General features: G+C 66.6%; 19 protein-coding genes and 1 pseudogene. 12 read left to right on the top strand and 8 right to left on the bottom strand.

Features of this window, described 5'->3' with window-relative positions; translation table 11 throughout:
- The first annotated feature begins 62 nt into the window (after positions 1–62).
- Positions 63–863, top strand: coding sequence for an enoyl-CoA hydratase-related protein (locus ACMVY4_RS02785; RefSeq protein ID WP_416898673.1), 801 nt, complete (start codon positions 63–65; stop codon positions 861–863).
- A 105-nt stretch (positions 864–968) separates the two neighbouring features.
- Positions 969–1,844, top strand: coding sequence for a hypothetical protein (locus tag ACMVY4_RS02780; RefSeq protein ID WP_416898672.1), 876 nt, complete (start codon positions 969–971; stop codon positions 1,842–1,844).
- Between the two features lie 6 nt (positions 1,845–1,850).
- On the opposite strand, the gene mtgA is transcribed toward ACMVY4_RS02780, so the two are convergent.
- From mtgA to ACMVY4_RS02765, 3 genes are all read right to left on the bottom strand, one after another.
- Complete coding sequence (mtgA, locus tag ACMVY4_RS02775) at positions 1,851–2,525, bottom strand: monofunctional biosynthetic peptidoglycan transglycosylase (protein WP_416898671.1); 675 nt, start codon at positions 2,523–2,525, stop codon at positions 1,851–1,853.
- Between the two features lie 114 nt (positions 2,526–2,639).
- On the bottom strand, positions 2,640–3,434 hold the full coding sequence (locus tag ACMVY4_RS02770; protein WP_416898670.1) for a DUF2189 domain-containing protein: 795 nt from the start codon (positions 3,432–3,434) through the stop codon (positions 2,640–2,642).
- Between the two features lie 119 nt (positions 3,435–3,553).
- Positions 3,554–4,252, bottom strand: a complete 699-nt coding sequence (locus ACMVY4_RS02765) for a FadR/GntR family transcriptional regulator (protein WP_416898669.1) — start codon at positions 4,250–4,252, stop codon at positions 3,554–3,556.
- Between the two features lie 270 nt (positions 4,253–4,522).
- Between ACMVY4_RS02765 and ACMVY4_RS02760 the strand changes: the two genes are divergently transcribed.
- The 6 genes and pseudogenes from ACMVY4_RS02760 to ACMVY4_RS02735 all read left to right on the top strand — a co-directional run bounded on the left by ACMVY4_RS02760 (position 4,523) and on the right by ACMVY4_RS02735 (position 12,149).
- Positions 4,523–5,077, top strand: a complete 555-nt coding sequence (locus ACMVY4_RS02760; protein WP_416898668.1) for a TRAP transporter small permease — start codon at positions 4,523–4,525, stop codon at positions 5,075–5,077.
- 12 nt (positions 5,078–5,089) lie between these two features.
- Positions 5,090–6,398: pseudogene (locus ACMVY4_RS02755) on the top strand (TRAP transporter large permease).
- 58 nt (positions 6,399–6,456) lie between these two features.
- Positions 6,457–7,578 (top strand): C4-dicarboxylate TRAP transporter substrate-binding protein, encoded by a 1,122-nt coding sequence (locus ACMVY4_RS02750; protein ID WP_416898667.1) that lies wholly within the window; start codon positions 6,457–6,459, stop codon positions 7,576–7,578.
- 90 nt (positions 7,579–7,668) lie between these two features.
- Positions 7,669–9,321, top strand: coding sequence for an AMP-binding protein (locus ACMVY4_RS02745; protein ID WP_416898666.1), 1,653 nt, complete (start codon positions 7,669–7,671; stop codon positions 9,319–9,321).
- A 21-nt stretch (positions 9,322–9,342) separates the two neighbouring features.
- A complete protein-coding gene (locus tag ACMVY4_RS02740) occupies positions 9,343–10,194 on the top strand; it encodes an SDR family NAD(P)-dependent oxidoreductase (protein WP_416898665.1) in 852 nt (283 codons plus the stop codon).
- Positions 10,195–10,229: 35 nt separating this feature from the next.
- The gene (locus tag ACMVY4_RS02735) at positions 10,230–12,149 is read left to right on the top strand and encodes a flavin-containing monooxygenase (RefSeq protein ID WP_416898664.1); all 1,920 of its coding nucleotides are present in this window, start codon (positions 10,230–10,232) and stop codon (positions 12,147–12,149) included.
- Between the two features lie 28 nt (positions 12,150–12,177).
- Here the strand turns inward: ACMVY4_RS02735 and ACMVY4_RS02730 are convergent, their stop codons facing one another.
- The 3 genes from ACMVY4_RS02730 to dctP all read right to left on the bottom strand — a co-directional run bounded on the left by ACMVY4_RS02730 (position 12,178) and on the right by dctP (position 15,121).
- Positions 12,178–13,488: a TRAP transporter large permease gene (locus tag ACMVY4_RS02730; protein WP_416898663.1), complete on the bottom strand. Its 1,311-nt coding sequence runs from the start codon at positions 13,486–13,488 to the stop codon at positions 12,178–12,180.
- 3 nt (positions 13,489–13,491) lie between these two features.
- Positions 13,492–13,998: a TRAP transporter small permease gene (locus ACMVY4_RS02725; protein WP_416898662.1), complete on the bottom strand. Its 507-nt coding sequence runs from the start codon at positions 13,996–13,998 to the stop codon at positions 13,492–13,494.
- A 79-nt stretch (positions 13,999–14,077) separates the two neighbouring features.
- Positions 14,078–15,121 (bottom strand): TRAP transporter substrate-binding protein DctP, encoded by a 1,044-nt coding sequence (gene dctP / locus ACMVY4_RS02720; RefSeq protein ID WP_416898661.1) that lies wholly within the window; start codon positions 15,119–15,121, stop codon positions 14,078–14,080.
- A 200-nt stretch (positions 15,122–15,321) separates the two neighbouring features.
- Here dctP and ACMVY4_RS02715 point away from each other — a divergent pair, with 200 nt between their 5' ends.
- Positions 15,322–16,575, top strand: coding sequence for an amidase family protein (locus tag ACMVY4_RS02715; RefSeq protein WP_416898660.1), 1,254 nt, complete (start codon positions 15,322–15,324; stop codon positions 16,573–16,575).
- 48 nt (positions 16,576–16,623) lie between these two features.
- Here ACMVY4_RS02715 and ACMVY4_RS02710 read toward each other — a convergent pair whose 3' ends face one another.
- On the bottom strand, positions 16,624–17,940 hold the full coding sequence (locus tag ACMVY4_RS02710; protein ID WP_416898659.1) for a caspase family protein: 1,317 nt from the start codon (positions 17,938–17,940) through the stop codon (positions 16,624–16,626).
- A gap of 450 nt (positions 17,941–18,390) precedes the next feature.
- Here ACMVY4_RS02710 and tnpA point away from each other — a divergent pair, with 450 nt between their 5' ends.
- From tnpA to ACMVY4_RS02695, 3 genes are all read left to right on the top strand, one after another.
- Complete coding sequence (tnpA, locus tag ACMVY4_RS02705; RefSeq protein ID WP_416898658.1) at positions 18,391–18,813, top strand: IS66 family insertion sequence element accessory protein TnpA; 423 nt, start codon at positions 18,391–18,393, stop codon at positions 18,811–18,813.
- Between the two features lie 67 nt (positions 18,814–18,880).
- Entirely contained in the window at positions 18,881–19,045 is a 165-nt protein-coding gene (gene tnpB / locus ACMVY4_RS02700; protein WP_416898657.1) for an IS66 family insertion sequence element accessory protein TnpB, read from the top strand.
- A 251-nt stretch (positions 19,046–19,296) separates the two neighbouring features.
- A complete protein-coding gene (locus ACMVY4_RS02695) occupies positions 19,297–19,524 on the top strand; it encodes a hypothetical protein (protein WP_416898656.1) in 228 nt (75 codons plus the stop codon).
- A gap of 220 nt (positions 19,525–19,744) precedes the next feature.
- On the opposite strand, the gene ACMVY4_RS02690 is transcribed toward ACMVY4_RS02695, so the two are convergent.
- Positions 19,745–20,035: a transposase gene (locus ACMVY4_RS02690; RefSeq protein ID WP_416898655.1), complete on the bottom strand. Its 291-nt coding sequence runs from the start codon at positions 20,033–20,035 to the stop codon at positions 19,745–19,747.
- Between the last annotated feature and the right edge of the window lie 178 nt (positions 20,036–20,213).

Here is a 20,213-nt window from a genome sequence, read left to right as displayed (position 1 = left end):
ACACCGGATGCCGGATCGCGGTCCGGCATGACGAAGGAGTTCACATTCTCGGGGAGGGGAATTTGACAGACGCCAATGACGAGCAGCCGGTCCTGACGGAAAAGCGCGGGCAGGTCTTCTGGATCACGATCAACCGGCCGGCGCGGAACAACGCCATCAACGACCACGTCACCGGCGGGATCGCGGCGGGGCTGAAGGCGGCCCAGGCCGATGGGGACATCCGTGCCGTGGTGCTGACCGGGGCGGGGGAGAAGACCTTCTGCGCCGGCGGCGATCTCTCGCCGCAGCCGGACGGCAGCCCGTTCAGGACCGAACCCTCGCGGCCGCAACTGAAGCTGACCGACATGTTCGAGGCCTTCGAGGCCTGCACCCTGCCGATCGTGGCGCGGGTGAACGGCCACGCGCTGGGCGGCGGCTTCGGACTGGTCTGCGCCACCGACCTCGCCGTCGGTGTGAAGGGCGCGCGGCTGGGCACGCCCGAGGTCGGCGTCGGACTCTTCCCCATGACCATACTGCCCTACATGCTGCGGGTGCTGCCGCGCCGGAAGGTGCTGGAGCTCTGCATGCGCGGGACGCCCTGGAGCGCGGAGCGCGCCTTCGAGGAGGGCCTGCTGAACGCCGTCGCCGACGATCACGCCGGCCTCGACGCGGTGCTGGATGAACTGCTGGCGGACATCGTCAAGCGCTCGCCGACCGCGATCCGTCTCGGCAAGACCGCCTTCCACGCTATCCAGGACATGACCATCAAGGAAGCCCAGCAGTACACCCAACTGATGCTGCCGATCATGGCCGGCACCGAGGATGGCAAGGAGGGCTTCGCCGCTTTCCAGCAGAAGCGCAGCCCGGACTGGCCCAACAGATAGCTGCCATGTGATTTGCGAATAATTCGCATTTTCGCTTGGCAAGGGTGAATTCGGAGCGCATGGTGCGATTGATAACCAGTCGCAACAATTGCCGCCCGAACGCCCATGCCGCCCGACAGCCTCGACATGCCCGGTCCCGCCGAGTGCCGCACGGTGCTCTGGAGCATCCGCCGCGCGCTCAGGGCGCAGCCCGGCGACGGGTCGCTGGCCGCCGAGACCGCGGCCGCGTTTCCGGGGCTTCTGGCCGGTGAGGCCGCAAGGTCGGTGCGGCAGGTGGCGGACGCCTTCGGCCGCTACGGCCAGGACTTCCGCAGCCCCGGCGCGCCGGGCCGTTCGCATCTGGAAGACATCGTCCTCGGCGCCTACGCGTCGATGCGACTCGGCGACCGTCAGGAAGCGGCAGAGATCGTCGGCGACCTGACCGGCGGCGACCGGGAACGGCGGTTCCGTCTGGACACTGGCCTTCAGCGGCTCGCCGCCCTGTTCGCCGACGAGAACCGTCGGGAGGCCGGCCGCCATGTGCGCGAATTCGGCGGCCGTCTCGCCGATGCCGGGGAGGGCGTCTCGCTGTCGCCGGCGCTGGACACGGCCTTGCTGTTCGGCTCGCGGGTCTGGGTCGCCGCGCACCGCAGCGGTCATGACGAATGCCGCAGCATGCGCAATGCCCTCGGCGGGCTGGCGGGTCCGGTGCGCTGGGACGCGCTGGATGCGCTGCTGCGTCAGACCACCGAAGGCGCGCGCCGGCCGGTCGAGGTGAACTGCCTCTGCTGCGGCGACATCGGCGCGGATGAACGGCGCCTGCTCGACGGTCTGGCCGCCGCCCGCGCGGGCGAGGCCAGTCCCGGTTCGGCCCTGCTCTGGGACTGGCAGCAGCCGGCCTCGGCGCGGCTCTCGCTCGATCCGTTCACGCAGCTGGCCGCCTCGCTCGGCGGCGCGTCACCGCCGGCCTTCTGCACGCCGCCGCGCGCCAGTCTGCACTGACCGGTTTCAGCCGTCCTCGGTGACGCACCCCGCGATCGGCGCGATGTCGCCCATCCGGCGCAGCAGCACCGGCACCCTGTTGCCCGCATAGCCCTGGCCGGGCGACCAGCCCCGCGGATTGGGCAGGATCGCAGCGATCGCGGCGGCCTCCCGCCGGGACAGCGCCGCCGCCCCCTTGCCGTAATAGCGCTGAGCCGCGGCCTCGAAGCCGAATGTGCCGATGCCGGTCTCGGCGACGTTCAGATAGATCTCCATGATCCGCCGCTTGCCGAGGAACAGCTCGACCGCCGGGGTCCAGACCGCCTCCAGCCCCTTGCGCGCGAAACCGCCGCCCGGCCAGAGGAACAGGTTGCGGGTGAGCTGCATCGAGACCGTGCTGGCCCCGCGCAGGCCCTTGCCGGCCTGCGCATCGTCGATGGCGTCGCCGATGGCGTCCCAGTCGAAGCCGCCATGCTCGCAGAAGCGGTTGTCCTCGGCGGCGAGCACCGACAGCGGCACGTGATCCGGAACCTCGTCGATGGACACCCAGTCCCGGGTCAGCCCGTCGCCCTCGATCCAGCGGATGACCATCAACGGCGTCCCGGGCGGCGGCACGACGGCGTAGACCGCGCTCAGGACCACCGGCAACAGCAACAACGCCACGAGCGTGAACGCCAGGCGGCGGAGCCATGTCGGAAGCACGGTCCGCTTTCGCGGCAATGAAGGTGGGCGGGCCATGGGAACTCTGGATGGCGGCGTTGTCCACTTCCAGATAGGCGAGAGTGGGGGGCTTGTCGAACGGTGGCGCCCTCCGCCTTACGTCTCGGTGATCAGCCGTCGGTAGAGATGCCAGCTTGCATGGCCGAGGACGGGGAAGACCACGATCACGCCGATGAAAGCCGGGGCGATGGCGATCAGCGAGAGTGCGCCGATCAGGGCGCCCCAGCAGAGCATCACCGCGGGGCTCTTCAGCACGGTCTTCACGCTGTTGATCATGGCCGTGACGATGTCGATCTCCTTGTCCAGCAGCAGAGGCATGGAGATCACGGTGATCGAGAACAGGACCGTCGAGATCACCGCCCCGATGACCGTGCCGATCAGCAGGAAGGTGACGCCGGAGCCGGTGGTGAACAGCGCCTCCAGGAACTGCTCCAGCGAGCCGTAGCGGCTGTAGTGCATGGTCACCGCCAGCACGATGCGGACCTGATAGGCCCACATCCAGAAGACGAACAGCACGACGAAGGACATCCAGCCGAACTGCCGGCGCTGCTGGTTGAAGATCACGCCGAAGACGTCGGCGGCGCGGAAGCTCTCGCCGCGCTCCATGCGCCGCGACATGTCGTAGAGACCGGCGGCGAGAAACGGCGCGACCAGCGGAAAGCCGACCGCCACGGCGATCACCATCCAGACCTGATCGAAGACGGTCAGCCCCGCGATCAGGCCGGCGCCGAACAGCGCGTAGACCAGACCGAAAAACAGGCTGAGCATCGGCCGGTTGAGCATGTCGCGCAGCCCCGCACCGAAGGCGGCCCTGACATCGGCGAATGTGGCCGTCGCCACCTCCAGCCGGACCGGTTGTGAATTCTCGACGTGACTGTGTTCCGCTTGCATGGCGCGACGTCCCTGCTGCAGCCGGCGGCCGGCGTTTCCCCAGATTCTTGTGTTGAATGAGTTTACGCCGCGTCCGCGCGGCTGACCAGTTCCCTTGCAGGCACCCGGCCGCCGGTCCGTCAGCCCGACTTCATCTCGATCTGGGTGTTGTAGGCCAGGATGTGCTTTTCCATCCGACGCCGGGCCAGGGCAGCGTCCCCGTCGGCGATCGCGTCGAGGACCCGGCGTTCCGCATTCACGGTGTTCTGCCGGATCTGCTTGTTGGCGAAGCCTTCCGGCCTGGGCGTCAGCAGGTCCGGTCCGATCACCTGATAGATCGAGGCGAGCACGGGATTGTGGCCGGCGCGGGCGAGGGCGAGGTGCCACTGGATGTTGCCGCGCACGAAACGCGGCGAATCGGAGATGCGCTCCAGCCGGTCGAGCAGGTCCCGCATCTCGGCGATGTCCTCGTCGGTGCGGTGCCGCGCGGCCAGGTCGGCCAGGGCCGGCGCGAAGACCTCGATCGTCTCCGCCAGCACCGACGCCGGCACCTGCTGGCCGCGGATGAAGAGATCCAGCGAACGCTTCAGCACGTCCCCGTCCAGCTGAAGCGCGATCCTGCCGCCATTGCGGCCGCGCCGTGTCGACATCAGCCCCTCGGTCTCGAGGACGCGGAAGGCCTCCCGCACCGAACCGCGGCTGAGGCCCGACTTCTCCACGATCTCGCGTTCGTTCAGCACCTGTCCCGGCGGGATCCGGCCGTCGAGGATCTGTTCGCGCAGTTCCTCGGCCAGGGTCTCGAACCCCTTCTTCGCCTGTATCCGTCCGATATCCGCCAAGGCTTTCTCTTCGTTCCGGTTCCGTCTGCATGCCCGCCGCGGGACGGCGATTCCTAGATGTCGCCCAGTTGCCTGCTGAACCGCAAGCCCCGGGTATCCCGTCCGGGCCAAAAGCTACTAAATCTTACTAATATTAAATCATTGGATATTTTATCGCGCCAGCATAAGATTGTCCCGCTGCGTTTGGCATGGGGAGGATGCGATGTCAGCGAGATGCGGGAAATGCGCTCCGGAACCGGCCGGCAGAACAGCGACGGCCCGGGGAAATCGATGACGCGATGGTCGGGACGATGCCTTCGTCACCTGACGTCGGGGCTGGCCATTGCCGCCGAGATCTTCGTGGCGTTGATGATGCTGCACATCGCCTTCGAGGTGACGATGCGGTACGTCTTCGGCATCTCGGTTCCGGGCACGCTGACCTTCGTGTCGAAGTACTATCTGCCCGCGGTCGTCTTCCTGCCGCTCGCCATTGCGGAGCGCCGGAACAACCACATCAGCGTCGAGGTGCTGACCCAGTACATGCCGCGCCCGGCGCAGAAGGGGCTGGAAATCTTCGCCTGGCTGCTGGCGGCCGTCGTCTTCGCCGTTCTCGCCTACCAGACCCTGCTGGACGCCCTGAAGAAGACGCGCTTCGGCGCCTTCGAGCTGGACTTCGGCTACCAGTTCATCACCTGGCCGTCCTATTACATCCTGCCCATCGGGTTCACCGCCGTGGCCCTTGTGTTGCTCTACCGGGCCCTGATCACCGTGCTTCGTGCACCGGACGATCTGGGGTTCGAACAGTCCGACGAGCCGGCGGAGACCGCCGTGCCGAAGAACCGATAGGCTGGCGGATCAATGTCCGGAACGGAAATCGGCCTTGGCGGCATCGCGGTCCTGCTGGCGCTCATCCTGCTCAGGGTGCCGATCGGCATCTCGCTGATCACGGTCTCGTTCGGCGGCATCTGGATGCTGCTCGGGGCGCGTCCGGCATGGGGCATCGTGACCGCCATTCCCTACGACTTCGCCTCCAGCTGGGCGCTGACATCGGTGCCGATGTTCCTGCTGATGGGCTTCTTCTGCTACCAGGCGGGCCTCACCACCGGGCTTTTCGACGCCGCGCGGAAATGGCTGTCGGTGCTGCCTGGCGGGCTGGCCATCGCCTCGATCTTCGGCTCTGCGGGCTTTGCGGCAGTGACCGGCTCGTCCGTGGCCTGCGCGGCGGCCATGGGCAAGATCGCCGTGCCGGAGATGCTGCGCTACAAGTACGACCCGCGGCTTGCCACCGGCACGGTCGCGGCAGCCGGCACGATCGGCGCGCTGATACCGCCGTCGATCATCATGATCATCTACGGCATCTTCGCGCAGGTGCCGATCACCCAGCTCTTTCTCGGCGGCATCGTCGCCGGGTTGCTGACCGCGGTCGGCTATGTGGCCGTGGTGACGTTGGTGTCGCTGATGCGCCCGGAGCTGGCGCCGCCGGTGGAGGAGCGCGTCAGCCTGCCGGAGCGCATTGCCGCGCTGGCCGATGTCTGGCCGGTGCTGCTGCTGATCGCGGGCGTCTTCGGCGGCCTGTTCAGCGGCGTCTTCACCCCGACCGAGGCGGGCGCGGCGGGCGCGCTGCTTTCGGTCATCATCGCCGCCTTCAAGCGGACGCTGACCTGGACCGCCTTCCGCGAGGCGCTCGGCGAGACCGCGCGCACCACGGCGGCGATCTTCGTGATCGCCATCGGCGCCAGCCTTCTGACCCGTTTCCTGACGCTGTCAGGCGCCTCCAAGTTCCTGTCCGCCTACGTGATCTCGCTGGGCGCGGACCCGCTGATGCTCATGCTCGGCATCGCCCTGATGTATCTGGTCCTCGGCATGTTCCTGGAGCCGATCGGCGCCATGCTGCTGACCATTCCTGTGCTGCTGCCGGTCATGGATTTCGACCGGGCTCAGCCTCGTCTGGTTCGGCGTCGTGCTCACCAAGTTCCTGGAGATCGGCATGATCACGCCGCCGATCGGCCTGAACGTCTTCGTCATCAAGGGCGTGGTGGGCGACCTCGTCAGTACCACCAAGATATTCCACGGCGTTCTCTGGTTCCTGCTGGCCGACCTGATCGTGGTCGCGCTGCTGATGGGCTTTCCGGAGATCGTCCTCTACCTGCCCAGCCTCATCGAATAATGCGAAGCCGAACAATCGGACGAACCCTTCAACTTCAACCATCCCGGGAGGAAACGGTATGAAACTCGGACGCATCCTGGCCTCGGCGGCACTGACCGCAGGCCTGGCCGCTGGAACGGCCAACGCCATGGAACTCAAGGTCTCCAGTATCCTCGCGCCGCAGGGCGCGGGCGCTGAGGGCTACAACTACTTCGCCGAGAACGTGGAAAAGGAGACCAACGGCGAGGTCACCGTGCAGGTGCTGCATGGCGGCGTCCTGCTGACGCCGCTGCAGATGCTGTCGGGCCTGCCCGACGGTGTCGGCGATGTCGGCTTCCTGCTGCCGCCCTATTTCCCGGCGGAGTTCCCCGAATTCAACCTGGTCGCCAACATGGCCATCGTCGGCGACGACGCCCTGGCGATGACCGGCGCCATCCATGAATACATCACCAGCTGCGAGCCCTGCCTGACCGAGCATGCGCGTCACGGACATGTCTATCTCGGTTCCTATTCGGCCACGGCCTATTACGGGCAGGGCCGGAAGGCCTACCGCACCGTCGATGACCTGAAGGGCACCAAGATCCGCACCGCCACCGCGGCGCAGGGCCGCTGGGCCGAGCATTTCGGCGCTGTGCGCGTCGCGATCTCGGGCACCGAGGCCTTCGAGGCGATCTCCACCGGCACCATCGACGTGACGCTGGCGGCGCTGGCCGAGTTCTTCAACCTCAACCTCGCCGAGGTGAACACCCATGTGAACATGCTGCCGGTTGGCGTGTTCAACGGCAATTCGCCGTTCAGCTTCGGTGCGCCGCAGTGGTCCGAACTGACCGACAGCCAGCGGGCGGCCGTCCTCAGGGTCGCGCCCTACGGCGTCGCCACCATCGTCACCGGCTATGTCCGTGACGAGGACCGCGCCAAGGAAGTCGCAAAGGAGCGGGGCATCGAACTGGTCGAGCCGTCGGCCGAGCTGAAGGCCGCTTCGGATGCCTACATCGCCACAGACGTCAAACTGGGTCTCGAAGAGGCCGAGCGGACGACCGGTATCGATGACGGCCAGGCCAAGGTCGACCGCTATCTCGCACTGATCGAGAAGTGGAAGAAGCTGACCGCCAATATCGACCGGACCAGTCCGCAGGCGTTCGGCGACCTTCTCTGGAACGAGATCTGGAGCAAGATCGACCCGAAATCCTACGGGTTGTGAGTTCCGGGCCGGGCCGCCCCTTCCCCAACATCCCTGTAGGGGGCGGCCCGGATACCCTTTCAAGCGTTGTTGCGTAACGGGAGGATCGCCTTGAAGCTGGATATTCCGTATCCGAAGACCCGCGAAGACACGGTTCTGCCGGTTCTGCTCGCCCGCCGGGCGGCCGAACATCCGGACCGGACCTTCGCCATTTTCGAGGACGGCAGCGTCTGGACCTATGCCGATGTCCACGCCAAGGCGATCCACGCAGCGCGCGGCCTCGCGGCGCAGGGCGTCAAGCAGGGCGATCATGTCGTCTCGTGGCAACCCACGGGCGGCGACGCCATCCGCACCTGGCTCGGCGTCAACTATCTCGGCGCGGTCTACGTGCCCTTCAACACGGCCTATCGCGGCGGGCTACTGGAACACGTGGTCTGGCTGTCCGACGCACGGTTGGCGGTGGTGCATGCCGACCTTCTGGACCGGCTCGGCGAAGTGGATCGCCATGAACTGCGCACCGTGATCGCCATGGGCGGGCCCGCCCGTCCGGTCGACGGGCTGGAGGTGCTGGACAGCAGCGCCCTGACACCCGGCGACGAGCCCGGACCCGGCGCCGACATGCCGGCGACCGGCAAGCCCATCGAACTCTGGGACCCGCAGAGCCTGATCTTCACATCGGGCACCACGGGGCCATCCAAGGGCGTGCTGTCGTCCTACCGGCAGCTCGCGATCAGTTCTGCGGTCCTCTACTACTGGCTGGACAGCTCGGACCGGATCCTGCTGAACCTGCCGATGTTCCACATCTCCGGCACGTCGCTGACCACCCGCGCCATTCAGGCCGGCGGTTCCATCGCCGTCGTCGAGTCCTTCCGGACCGAGGAATTCTGGGCCCTGGTGAACCGTCTGGGCGTCACCTACTCGCTGCTCATGGGCTCCATCGCGACATTTCTGGCCAAGCGGCCGGTCACCGACGAGGAGCGGGAAACGACCCTGAAATCGGTTCTGATCGCGCCGCTGACCACCGAGGCCATGGCCTTCGCGAAGCGGGTCGGGCTCGACTGGTACACCGTCTTCAACATGTCGGAGATCGCGACGCCGCTCATCTCGGAGCGCAATCCCGAGAAGGTCGGCACCTGCGGCCGCCTGCGCGAAGGCGCCGAGATCCGCATCGTCGACGAACATGACCAGCCGCTGCCGGACGGCACCGTCGGCGAACTGATCGTGCGCGACGAGCATCCATGGGCGCTCAACTCGGGCTATCACAAGAATGCGGAAGCGACGGCGAAGGCCTGGCAGAACGGCTGGTTCCATTCGGGCGACGCGGTCATGCGCGATGCCGACGGCGACTATTTCTATATCGACCGGGTGAAGGATTCGATCCGCCGCCGCGGCGAGAACATCTCTTCCTACGAGGTCGAAACCGAAGTCAGCGCGCATCCGGACGTCGCGGAGACGGCGGCCATTGCCGTGCCCTCCGAGCATGGCGAGGACGAGGTCATGGTTGTCGTCATCCCCGTAGAAGGGCGCAGCCTGGACGCCGCCGAACTGGTGACGTTCCTCGTGCCCCGGATGGCGCACTTCATGGTGCCCCGCTATGTCCGCATCGTCGACGAACTGCCGCGGACCCCGACCATGAAGGTGCAGAAGGCGAAGCTCCGCGATCAGGGGATCACGTCAGACACTTTCGACCGCGAGACCGCCGGCATCAAGGTCCGGCGCCACAGGTTCGCTTCGGCCGAGAACGCAGGCGCCGGAGATGACTGAACAGTCCAGGGAGATTTGGGGTTGAAACGACTTGAGGGCCGGGTCGCTGTGGTCACCGGCGGCGCCAGCGGTATCGGATTCGCGTCGGTCGAGCGGCTGGCCGCCGAAGGCGCCCGCGTCGTCATCACCGATCTGAACGAAGCCACGGGCAAGGCAGCCGTGCAGCGAATGGCCGATGCCGGTCACGCCGAGGCGGTCGATCTGGTCTGCGGCGACGTCGCCGACGAGGCGCATGTCGCCGACGCGATGGACCGCGCCATCGACAGATGGGGCCGGCTCGACATCGCCTTTCTGAACGCGGGCGTCGGCGGCGCGTTCGGCTCCCTGCTTGAGACGGCGGTCGAGGACTGGGACCAGACCTTTGCCTATCTCACGCGCTCGGTCTTCCTCGGCATCAAGCACGCAGGGAAACGCATGGGTGAGGGCGGCAGCATCATCGCGACGGCGTCGATCGCCGGGCTTGGCGGCGGAGCCGGCAGCCATGGCTACAGCGCGGCGAAGGCAGCGGTCATCAGCCTGACGCGCACCGCCGCGATGGAACTCGGCCCGCGGCGTATCCGCGTGAACGCGATCGCCCCCGGGGTCATCTCGACGCCCCTGGCTCACCGGGGCAAGGAAAGCAACCTGGAAGCCCTTTGCGCCCGTCAGCCTTGGCCCGACACGGGTCAACCGGCCGATATCGCCGCTGCGCTGGCCTTTCTCGCCTCGGACGACGCGCGCTTCGTCACCGGCGAGACTGTGACGGTCGACGGGGGATTGAGGGCCCGGAGCTCGGATGTCCTGGGCGACAACAGCATGCTGCTCGCCGGCCGGACCGGCATGAACCGCGGCTCGACGGGACTCAAGTCCGGCTTCCGCAACACCGACCGCTAGCGCAGCGCAGAACGAACGTATCAGGAGGTAGTGACATGTCATCGACGGCGAAAACGGGAACGGACGAACGGGGCCTGTTCGAGGAGGCGGTCGAGGTCGCCAATATTCCGACGCTTCTGATGGTGCTGGTGCAGCTCACCGGCGATCTGGGCTGGCTGGAGCCGCGATATCGCCCCTCGCGCGGTCAGGGCCTGGACGACAATGACAGCGGCGGTCTGCCCGAGGAACTTCAGAAGGAGGTCCGCGACGCCTCGCTGAAGGCGATCCTGGACTGGCGTGCGGGCAAGCCGATCGCGATTCCCGACCCGGAGCCGGATCTGCTGGTGAAGATGCTGTCGATCTCCATGGGCGAGCCGGTGCCGGAGGAATACGGCGAGATGACGAAGGCGCAGCTCGGTCTGCGTCCGGTCGAGGAAGAGCCTGTCGACGTGCCCGAGGGCTTCCGCGCGCTGGTCATCGGCGCCGGCGCATCTGGCATGTGCATGGCGGTCCACCTGAAGGCCGCCGGCATCCCCTTCGAGATGATCGAGCGCAATGCCGAGGTCGGGGGCGTCTGGCTGGAGAACCGTTATCCGGGGGCCGGCGTCGACACGCCGAACCACCTCTATTCCTTCTCCTTCGTGATGTGGGACTGGTCGAAGTTCTTTGCGCTGCGCGACGAGCTGAAGGCCTACATGAACCATGTCGCCGACCATTTCGGCCTGCGCGATCACATCCGCTTCCAGACCGAGGTCGTCTCCACCGAGTGGCAGGAGGACCGTCAGCTCTGGAAGGTGACGACGCGCGATCCGTCGGGCCGCGAGTTGGTCGAGTACGCCAATGTCGTGGTCAGCGCCGCCGGCATCTTCAATCCGCCGGTCTATCCTGACATTCCGGGCATCGACGATTTCGAGGGCACCTCGTTCCACACCTCCCGCTGGCCCGAGGATCTCGATCTGAAGGGCAAGCGCGTGGCGATCATCGGCAACGGCGCCAGCGCCATGCAGATCTGCCCGGAGATCCAGAACACCGTCGAATCGCTGACCATCTACCAGCGCTCGTTGCACTGGGCCGCGCCCTTCCCGCATTTCCGGAAGCCGGTGCCGGACGCGCTGCGCTTCCTGATCCAGGAAGTGCCGCTCTATCAGGCCTGGTACCGCTGCCGGCTGGGCTGGACCTTCAACGACCGGGTGCACACCGCGCTGCAGAAGGACCCCGACTGGCCGGACAAGGAGCGCTCGCTCAATGCCATCAATGACGGCCACCGGAAGTACTTCACCAAGTACATCCGCGACCAGCTGGGCGACCGTCAGGACCTGTTCGAGAAGGTCGTGCCGCCCTATCCGCCCTTCGGCAAGCGCATGCTGATGGACAATGGCTGGTACCGGATGCTGCGCAACCCGAAGGTCGAACTGGTCACCGAGCGGATCGAGAAGGTCGAGGGCAGCAGCCTGGTCACCGAGGACGGCGAGCGGCGCGACGCCGACGTGCTGATCATCGGCACGGGTTTCGACGTGCTGCGCTTCATCAACACCTACGAGGCGCGCGGACGCGACGGCAAGTCCCTGCGCCAGGTCTGGGACGATGACGACGCCCGGGCCTACATGGGCACGCTGGTGCCCGGCTTCCCGAACTACTTCATCCTCTACGGCCCGAACACGCAGCCCGGCCATGGTGGCAGCCTGCTGTTCGTGATCGAGATGCAGATCAACTACATCATGGATCTGCTGCGGAAGATGAACCGGAAGGGGATCGGTGCGGCGGAGGTCCGCAAGGACGTCCACGACGCCTACAACGCCGATGTCGAGAAGGCCCACGAGAACATGGTCTGGACCCATCCGGGCATGCAGACCTACTACCGAAACTCCAAGGGGCGCGTGACCGTCAACTTCCCCTACCGGAACGTGGACCTGTTCGGCATGACCCGCGAGGCGAAGCTCGACGAGTTCGTCACGGAAGACCGCAAGGCCGGATAACCGGGCGCGCGGCGCCGGCTGCCCGGGCTCAGAGCAGGCCGGGCAGGAAGGTCGCGATCGACGGGATCAGGTAGATGATGATCATCGCGATCAGGAAGATCGCGACGATGGGCAGGCTCGCGCCGAATATGACCCGCAGATCGACGTCCGGGACGACTCCCTTGAAAGCGAACATCGCGTAGCCGAACGGAGGGGTGATGCCGCCGATCACGACGTTGAGCAGCATCAGCAGCCAGAACCACATCGGGTCGAACTGCAGCGCCTCCACGACCGGCAGGTAGATGGGGATGATCACCAGCATCAGCGCCACCTGGTCGATGAACATGCAGAACACGAACACGACGACCATCATCATGAGCAGGATCAGGCCCGGCGCCATGTCGGATTCCAGCACGATCGAGGCCAGCTGACGGGTGGCGCCGCTGAAGGCGAGCAGCTGGCTGAACATCGTGGAGGTCGCCATGATCACAAGGATCATGCTGGCGATTATCGCCGCCTGCCCCAGGCTCTCCCAGATCATGCGCAGCGACAGGCGGCGGAAGATGGCTGCGGTGACCAGCGCGCCGACCACGCCGGTCGCCGCCGATTCGGATGGTGTCGCGACGCCGGTGAGGATGAAGCCCATCACCGACGCGATGATCGTCAGGAAGGGCGTGCACTTCAGCACCTGCCGCAGCGCGGATTCGGACGGGATCCCGTTACCGGTGTCGGCTGCCACGCTCGGCGCCAGTGCCGGGTTCATGGTGCACCGGATCAGCGCGTAGCCCAGACACAGGACCGAGATGAGCAGCCCGGGCAGGATCCCGGCCACCAGCAGCCCCGCGACCGATGCGTTCGCGAGCGTGGCGATGATGATCGCCAGCACGCTGGGCGGGATGATCGGGGCCAGGCTGGCGCCGGCCAGGATGACGCCGATGGACAGCCTGGAATCGTAGCCCCGGTCGCGCATGACCGGATAGACCGTCCGCCCCATCATCGCCGCGACGGCCATGTTCGATCCCGACAGCGCACCGAACACCGTGGCGAGCGACATGGCCAGCACATACTGGCGGCCACGGACACGGCCGATCAGGCTGTCAATCGCGTCGAACAGGACGTTGGTGGAACCGGACCGGAACAGGATCTCGCCCATCAGCACGAACAGCGGGATGGCCGTCAGCGTCGCCGTGGTCGTCGTGTCGAATACCGAGTTCACCACCATGCCGAAGGCGTTGGGTCCCAGGAACACGACCACGCCGCCGACATTGATGAGAAGGAAAGCCAGGAAGATCGGGATTCCCGAAAAGAACAGGCCGAGCAGGAGCCCGCCTGCGATCAGCAATGTCACCCACCATTCCACCGGTCAGCCTCCGGCCGGTGTGGCGTCGCCGGGCCGGTCCGGGCTGCCGCCGCCCGTGACTGCAAGCCTGAGGAACTCGAGCGCCGAGAGCGCGAAGCCGATGCCGATCCAGATCGAGATCCACCACTTCGGAACCGGGTTGGTGGCCAGAATCTGGATGTCGCGGAGTATCTGCCGGGTCGTCTCGCCGAAGGCGAAGTAGCCCATTGCCGCGCAGGCGAGGAAGCCGAGGATGTGGATCACGCGCATGAGGATCTCGCGCCGCCGCTCGGAAAGGGCATCGACGATGACGGTGACCGCCACCTGGGACCCCGAGGCGGTGACCTGTGGCATCATGGTGAAGACCAGAACGCAGAGCAGGTAGGAAACCAGATCGGCCGACCAGGATGTCGGCGCGTCGAAGAGGTAGCGGCAGACGACCTCGAGACTGTATGTCGCCGCGATGGCCGCCAGGGCCAGCCTGGCCAGAACGAATCCGGCGGTGCGCAGGCCCCAGAGAAGCCCGAGCACCGCCGATCCGAATGGCCGAAGCGGGCCCGTCACCGGAACCGGCCGTCGGCGTGTTGAACGACCGTCACAGATGCATCCCCTACTGCGTCAGCCCGGCCTTCAGCGCGATGCCGCGCAACTCCGCGGCCGCCTCGCCGCAACACCCGGTGCCAAGCTCCCAGATGCTCTCGATGAAGGCGGTCTGGACCTTCGCCGCGACATCTGCGGGAAGCTGCTGCACCTCGACGCCCAGTTCGTCCAGCCTGGTGTCCTCTTCGGCCTGGATCTGGTTGCCGATCCAGGGCATCTCGAGTTCGGTCAGCTTGCCGGCCTCCAGTAGCACCGACTTCTCGGCGTTGGTGAGGCCGTTCCAGCTGTCGAGGTTGATGAAGACCGGCTGCGTCGCCGCGCCGAAGGTCGGCCGCAGACGGTAGTTCGCGACCTCGTAGTGCTTCATCGAAACCATGCCGGCAGCCGGCCAGCCCGCGCCATCGACAATGCCCTTCTGCAGCGCCGAGTAGATTTCCGAGCCCGGCAGGACGACGGGTTCGGCGCCGAGGGCGCGGATGACGCCGTGATAGGTGGGGGTGCCGCGCACCTTGCGGCCGGCCAGATCGCCCGCATCCGAGAGTGGCTCCTTGGTGAACAGATGATAGCCGTACATGCTCACCGACATCATGGCGACCATCTTAAGACCATGCTTCTGCTGGTAGAAGTTGTCGACATAGTCCCAGACGCCCGAGGCGCGCCGGGCAATCGGATCGACGGCGATGGCATCGACGGTCAGGGCGAGGCCGCCCTCGCCGGCATGGAATACCGGATGGGTGTAGAGCGCGTCGAAGACGCCGGACGATACCGGCTGCAGCTGTTCGAAGATCGGCACCACCTCGGGCCCGCTGACGACGAAGGTCACGGTGTCGCCGCCGATCTTGCCGACATTCTCGATGTAGCGTTCGAGCACCGCAAAGGTCGGCTTCTGGGTGGAATTGAAGCTGGACAGGATCTTGAGTTCGGCCGCGTCCGCGACAGCCGGCTGGGCGAAGGCCGCGAGGCCTGCCACGGCTGCGGCGGCCAGCGTGCCGACGACCCTTGATTTTCCGCGCCGGATGGCTGCTGCTGTGCTGGTATGAAAGGTGTTGATCATTGCGTTCTCCTCGTCTCCCTGCGCGCTCAATTTTTGGGCGCTGATCTGACCGTGTGGGCGTTTCCTGAGCAGAGATCGGTCGACAGGAGCGCCTGGGTGGCCAACTAGTAAGTAACTTTTTACTTACTGCGATATGCGTGCCAGTTTCCGGGGCCGGCAGGAGGCGCGGCAGTGGCGCCGGAATGAAGGGGTGAGGCGGTATGGCAGACCGGGCGGAACGGTTCACGATCGACGACCATCTTGCGGCCCGCGCGCTTTGGGAGCCGCGGCTGGACGCCTGGGCGCATCTGGAGGGGCCGAACGTCCTCAGGGCCCCCGGGGCGGTCGCGGACGGGCCGCTGGGCGGCGTGCCCTTCGGGGTCAAGGACATCATCGACGTGCGCGGACAGCCGACGCGGTTCGGCAGCGCGGCCTTCGCCGACGCGCCACCCGCGGAATCGGATTCCGACGTCGTCGCGGCGTTGCGGGGCGCCGGGGCCGTGCCGGTCGGCAAGACCCGGACGACGGAATTCGCCTTCGTCGACCCGACCACGACGGTCAATCCCTACAACCCGGCGCACAGTCCCGGCGGTTCGAGCAGCGGTTCGGGCGCCGCCGTCGGCGCCGGCGAAGTGCCGTTCGCGCTGGGCACCCAGACCGCCGGTTCGCTGTGCCGGCCCGCGGCCTATTGCGGCGCTTATGCCTACAAGCCCGGTCTGGGCGTCCTGCCGAGGACCGGCGTGGCGCCGCTGTCCCCCAGCTTCGATGCGGTCGGTGTGATAGCGAAGACGGCTGCATGGCTGACGCGGGTCTTCTCGGTGCTGGCGCAGGCGTTCGAGATTCCGTCCGCCGCCGGGCCTTCGCCGGGGGCATCCCTGCGGATCGGCGTGTTGCTGCCGCCCGAACAATCGCCCGAGCCTGCGATGCTGGCGGCGCTGGAGACTGTCCGGCATGTCTTCTCGGGGCGCGGTCACGAGGTTCGCGACATCGGAACACCGGTTTCCTTCGGCAGGCTGATCCGCGAGCACCGCGCCGTCATGGTCCACGAAATGAACGAGCATCTGGCGCCGCGGCTGCGCGGCAGGGAAGAGCGGCTGCAGCCCCGCTTCAGGGCGGGGCTGTCCGAAGGCGCGGCGCAGGCGCCGGAGCGGGCGCAGGAGGCGGCAGGCTGGCTGGCCGAAGCCCGCACCCGGTTCTGGGCGGACGTTGGGGATGTCGACCTGATCCTCGCCTGTCCGGTACCGGGCGCGGCGCCTGCCGGCTTCGCCACGACCGGGGACCAGTCCTATCTGACCCCGTGGACTGCGCTTGGCGGCCCGCTCGTCTCCTTCCCGGCAACGCTCGATGGCGCCGGCATGCCGCTGGCGCTGCTGCTGGCCGCTGCGCCCGGCCGCGACAGGTATCTGGTGCGGGAGGCCACGGGTCTGTCGGCCCATGTGCCGCGCATTCCGGACCCGGAGCCGCCTTCGCGGTAACCTCCGGACGCCCGCGCGCACAGGCCTGCCCTTGGTCGCAGGAAATCGCTACCCGCCGGACAGCGACGAGACCACCTCTGCGAACCATTGAGGATCGGTTATCCTGATCGGCGTCAGGATGCTGTTGAACGGTCCCAGAGCGCCCTGAACCGAAATCGTCATCGTCCCGTCCGCTTGCAGCCGCCCGGTCCAGGGGCCGAGCAGGGCGAGGTCCTGCCCGGCAAGCTGGCCCGGACCGGTCTGCGTCACGTCCCGGACCACCACGTCATACGCTTCGACGGGGAAGATCAGGAGGTGCATGTACTCGGCCATGGCGAAGATCCGCCCGGCTTCGATCTGGTAGGGGATGTTGTTCGCGGCCAGAAGCCACAGCCCGTCCATGGCCGTGCGCCGGGTCGGCGGTACCTGCGAGAGATGCGGCAGGCTGCCCTTCTTGCTGGCGGGTGGCGCCACAACGGTGACAGGTGGCGAAGCCGGGCGGGTCTGCCCGCTTGCGGCAGACGCGACGCCGCTCGGGGTTGCTCCGGAACCCTGCGGCGCTGTAGCCGTAGCCGAGCCGCCGCGGAAGGAGAACTCGCCGATCAGGGACGACGATGACCACGGGATCTGCCGTTCTTCGGACAGGCCCGCGACCTCCCGCCGGACCGTCTTGAAGACGCGCTCGATGCTCAGGCCGGGCCGCTGCATGGCGTTGGCCAGCGAGAGCGTGAACGGGCTGTTGGGGCCGTCCCCGTCCATCGCCAGCTGACCCGGCGCCGTCGAATAGGCGATGTAGCTGCCCGTCGGCGCCTCCATCCGCGCCAGCCCCCGGCTCGCCGAGCGGAAGCCCTGCTGGAACGGGTTGTTCCGGCAGGCGTCGAGGATGACGATGTTCACGCCGGTGTTCGCGTGCTCCATCTGCTCGAGGATGCTGTCGGCGGCGACGGATTCGATGTCGACGTCGCCCTCGGCCAGGATCTGCGCCTCGACCGGCAGCAGGTAGTTCCGGCCCGCGACCTGAACGCCGTGTCCGGCATAGTAGAACAGCGCCACGCCCTCGGGGCCGGCGCGACGCAACCAGCGGCCGAAATCGCGCACGCTGCGCTTCATCTCCTGCTGGTCGGCGTCGATCAGTTCGATCACGCGGAAGCCGACGTCGCGCAGCGTCTGGGCCATCAGCCGCGCATCGTTGACCGGGTTCTTCAGCCGCCCCATCGCGCCGTAGTCGGCATTGCCGATCACCAGCGCCACGCGCGTCTCCGCAGCCGCCGCGCCGCCGAGGAGCAGGGCGAGCGCGAAGACGATGGAAGCCACGAGACGCCGGAAGCCGTCCCCGTCCACAGGGCGGCATGCGCCGCCAACACTCGCGATGTTCCGGTCGGACAAGCGCCCTCCAGGAAACGTCAGGTCAAACGGGGTCCTGTCCGCCATGCTAGCAGCGGCGTTTCCGGCCTGTCAGGTCAATTCGCCGAACCCTGCGCGGTCTGTCTCCGCCGAAGCCTGGTTCGGGCATGGGATCTTGGGAGGCCGGATGGTGGTGTCCGCAGTCTCCCGAGAAACCGTCTCTTGCATCGCGCTCCCTGATTTACAGGGAATCTACAGGGAAATCCGAACGTTTCGGGCGCCATCCGGGCGTCGGGGCAGCGCACCGTGCCCGTAATACTACGGTGTCCGGGGTTAGATTCCCTGCCTGTGGGAACAGGGAATTTTCCGGCGCGGATCAGGGAAAGAAAAATGAAGTGCAGCGAACCGGTAAGCGTTCAGGGAACACACACTTTCCGGGTGGTGGCCGCGCGGTCTGTTCTCATTCGTTTGATCGGATGAGCAGAGATCGAGATGGCCGATGATCGAGCGCCACGGCGGCGTCATGGCGAGGCGTTCTGGCGGGCGCATCACGAGGCGTGGAAGCGTAGCGACCTAAATCAGCGGGAATTTTGCGAAGCGCATCGGATCCCGCTCAAGGCGCTCCGGAACTGGCGGGCGAAGTTCAATGCCGAGCCGGAGGCGCAAGGACCTCGCCTGCTTTACCGCCATGGCGGGATAAGTCATTCCCATGCTCACGGGACTTATCCCCCCTCGGCGTTGCTGCCGAAGCTCGTCGAGCCGCCGCCGCGGGCGGGCCACCGCCGCCGGTTCGGCGAGGCCGACCGGCACCGGATCCTGGCCGAGGCGTCGATGCCGGGTGCCATCGTGTCCGAGATCGCCCGGCGCTACGGTATCGCCCGGCGGGTGATGTGCCGCTGGCGGCAGGACTGGTGACGGCCGGGCCGGGCTACGTCGACGTCTCGATCGTCGATGCGCCCGCCAATGACAAGGAGGTGGCGACATGGCGCTGCTGTCGGCCGATGTGAAGGTGCACCTGGCCGACATGCGCAAGGGTGTGGATGGCCTCGCCGTCATGGTGCAGGAGGTGCTGCAAAAGGACCCGTTTTCGGGTGACCTCTTCGTCTTCGGGGGACGCAAGGCCAAAATCATCAGGATCGTGTTCTAGGATGGCACCTGGCTTTGCCTGTTGACCAAGCGGCTCGAGCACGGTGTCTTTCTCTGGACGTCGAGCATCGAGCAGGGACAGACCCTGTCGCTGACGTCGGCGGAGCTCACGGCCCTGATCGATGCATCGACTAGCGGGCGCCAGACCGACGCCGTCGACCAGCCGCGGCAGGCTGACTGGGCCCTGCGCCCGATTGACTCAGGGCGACGATTGCGCCCGGCGGGACAGGCCGACAGCCTAAGGCTCCCGTCATGTCCATCGATCTCGCCGCCTTGCCTGATGGCGTCGACGCGCTGTGGCTGATGATCGGCGATCTGATGGCGGCACGCGAGAGCGAGCGTGCCGAAACGCAGGCCGAAATCGAGCGGCTGCGCCGGATCCTGGTGAGCTTGCAGCGCAACCACGTCGGCCGCCGCTCCGAACAACTCGATGATGATGATCAACTGCGGCTCGGTCTCGAGGACCTTGATGCCGATTGAGCTTCCGGGTGCTGCGCATCCGCCGGTCGCGCTATGGCTGCCGCGCCTGCGGTACGACTCACCAGGCGCCGACGCCCGAACGGCAGATCGCGAAGGGCCTGGCAAACCTGGGCCTGTTGGCGCCCGTCCAGCACAGTGCACGTCCGCCGCTCGCTCACACAGTGCTCCGCACGCAGATGAGCAACGGCCGCTCGCCGAGAGGCGAGCGTCACAAATTTTTTTATGCCACGTCCGTCAGCATCGCGTTGTCGAGCAACGTGTCAGCCAGTAGCTTCTTCAGTCGGACGTTCCCGCATTCCAACGCCCTGAGCCGCTTCGCATCGGAGACATAAAGGCCCGCGTACCGGGCCTCCCACTTGTGGAAGGTCGCCGGGTTGACTCCATGACGGCGGCACACACCCGCCGCCCTCTGGCCAGCCTCCTGCTCCTTCAGGATCCCGATGATCTGCTCTTCGGTGAACCGACTGCGCTTCCTAAATCCGTCTCCTCTGTGGTGACGGCCTCTGCCCAAATCTGGAGGACAAATCGGATCTCAGGTCAGTTCGCGTCCACCCCCGCTGCCATCCACATTCATTTCAACCTCGACCGCCATCCAGCTCGTCGAACCAAGTTCAAACAGCAACGCGATAAAGCACTCGCCGATAGGTGCCAAGCGGCGGCCTGAAGTATCCCAATTTGACCTATGGCGC

The sequence above is a fragment of the Minwuia sp. genome (assembly GCF_048007105.1).
GTDB lineage: Bacteria > Pseudomonadota > Alphaproteobacteria > Minwuiales > Minwuiaceae > Minwuia.
This window is presented reverse-complemented; position numbering and strand designations above follow the sequence as displayed.

Bases quoted from the DNA above. Each gene is read 5' to 3' on its own strand.
- ACMVY4_RS02780 (WP_416898672.1), top strand. From the start codon at position 969: ATGCCGCCCGACAGCCTCGACATGCCCGGTCCCGCCGAGTGCCGCACG.
- ACMVY4_RS02770 (WP_416898670.1), bottom strand. From the start codon at position 3,434: ATGCAAGCGGAACACAGTCACGTCGAGAATTCACAACCGGTCCGGCTG.
- ACMVY4_RS02760 (WP_416898668.1), top strand. From the start codon at position 4,523: ATGACGCGATGGTCGGGACGATGCCTTCGTCACCTGACGTCGGGGCTG.
- ACMVY4_RS02750 (WP_416898667.1), top strand. From the start codon at position 6,457: ATGAAACTCGGACGCATCCTGGCCTCGGCGGCACTGACCGCAGGCCTG.
- ACMVY4_RS02735 (WP_416898664.1), top strand. From the start codon at position 10,230: ATGTCATCGACGGCGAAAACGGGAACGGACGAACGGGGCCTGTTCGAG.
- dctP (WP_416898661.1), bottom strand. From the start codon at position 15,121: ATGATCAACACCTTTCATACCAGCACAGCAGCAGCCATCCGGCGCGGA.
- ACMVY4_RS02715 (WP_416898660.1), top strand. From the start codon at position 15,322: ATGGCAGACCGGGCGGAACGGTTCACGATCGACGACCATCTTGCGGCC.
- tnpA (WP_416898658.1), top strand. From the start codon at position 18,391: ATGGCCGATGATCGAGCGCCACGGCGGCGTCATGGCGAGGCGTTCTGG.
- tnpB (WP_416898657.1), top strand. From the start codon at position 18,881: ATGGCGCTGCTGTCGGCCGATGTGAAGGTGCACCTGGCCGACATGCGC.
- ACMVY4_RS02695 (WP_416898656.1), top strand. From the start codon at position 19,297: ATGTCCATCGATCTCGCCGCCTTGCCTGATGGCGTCGACGCGCTGTGG.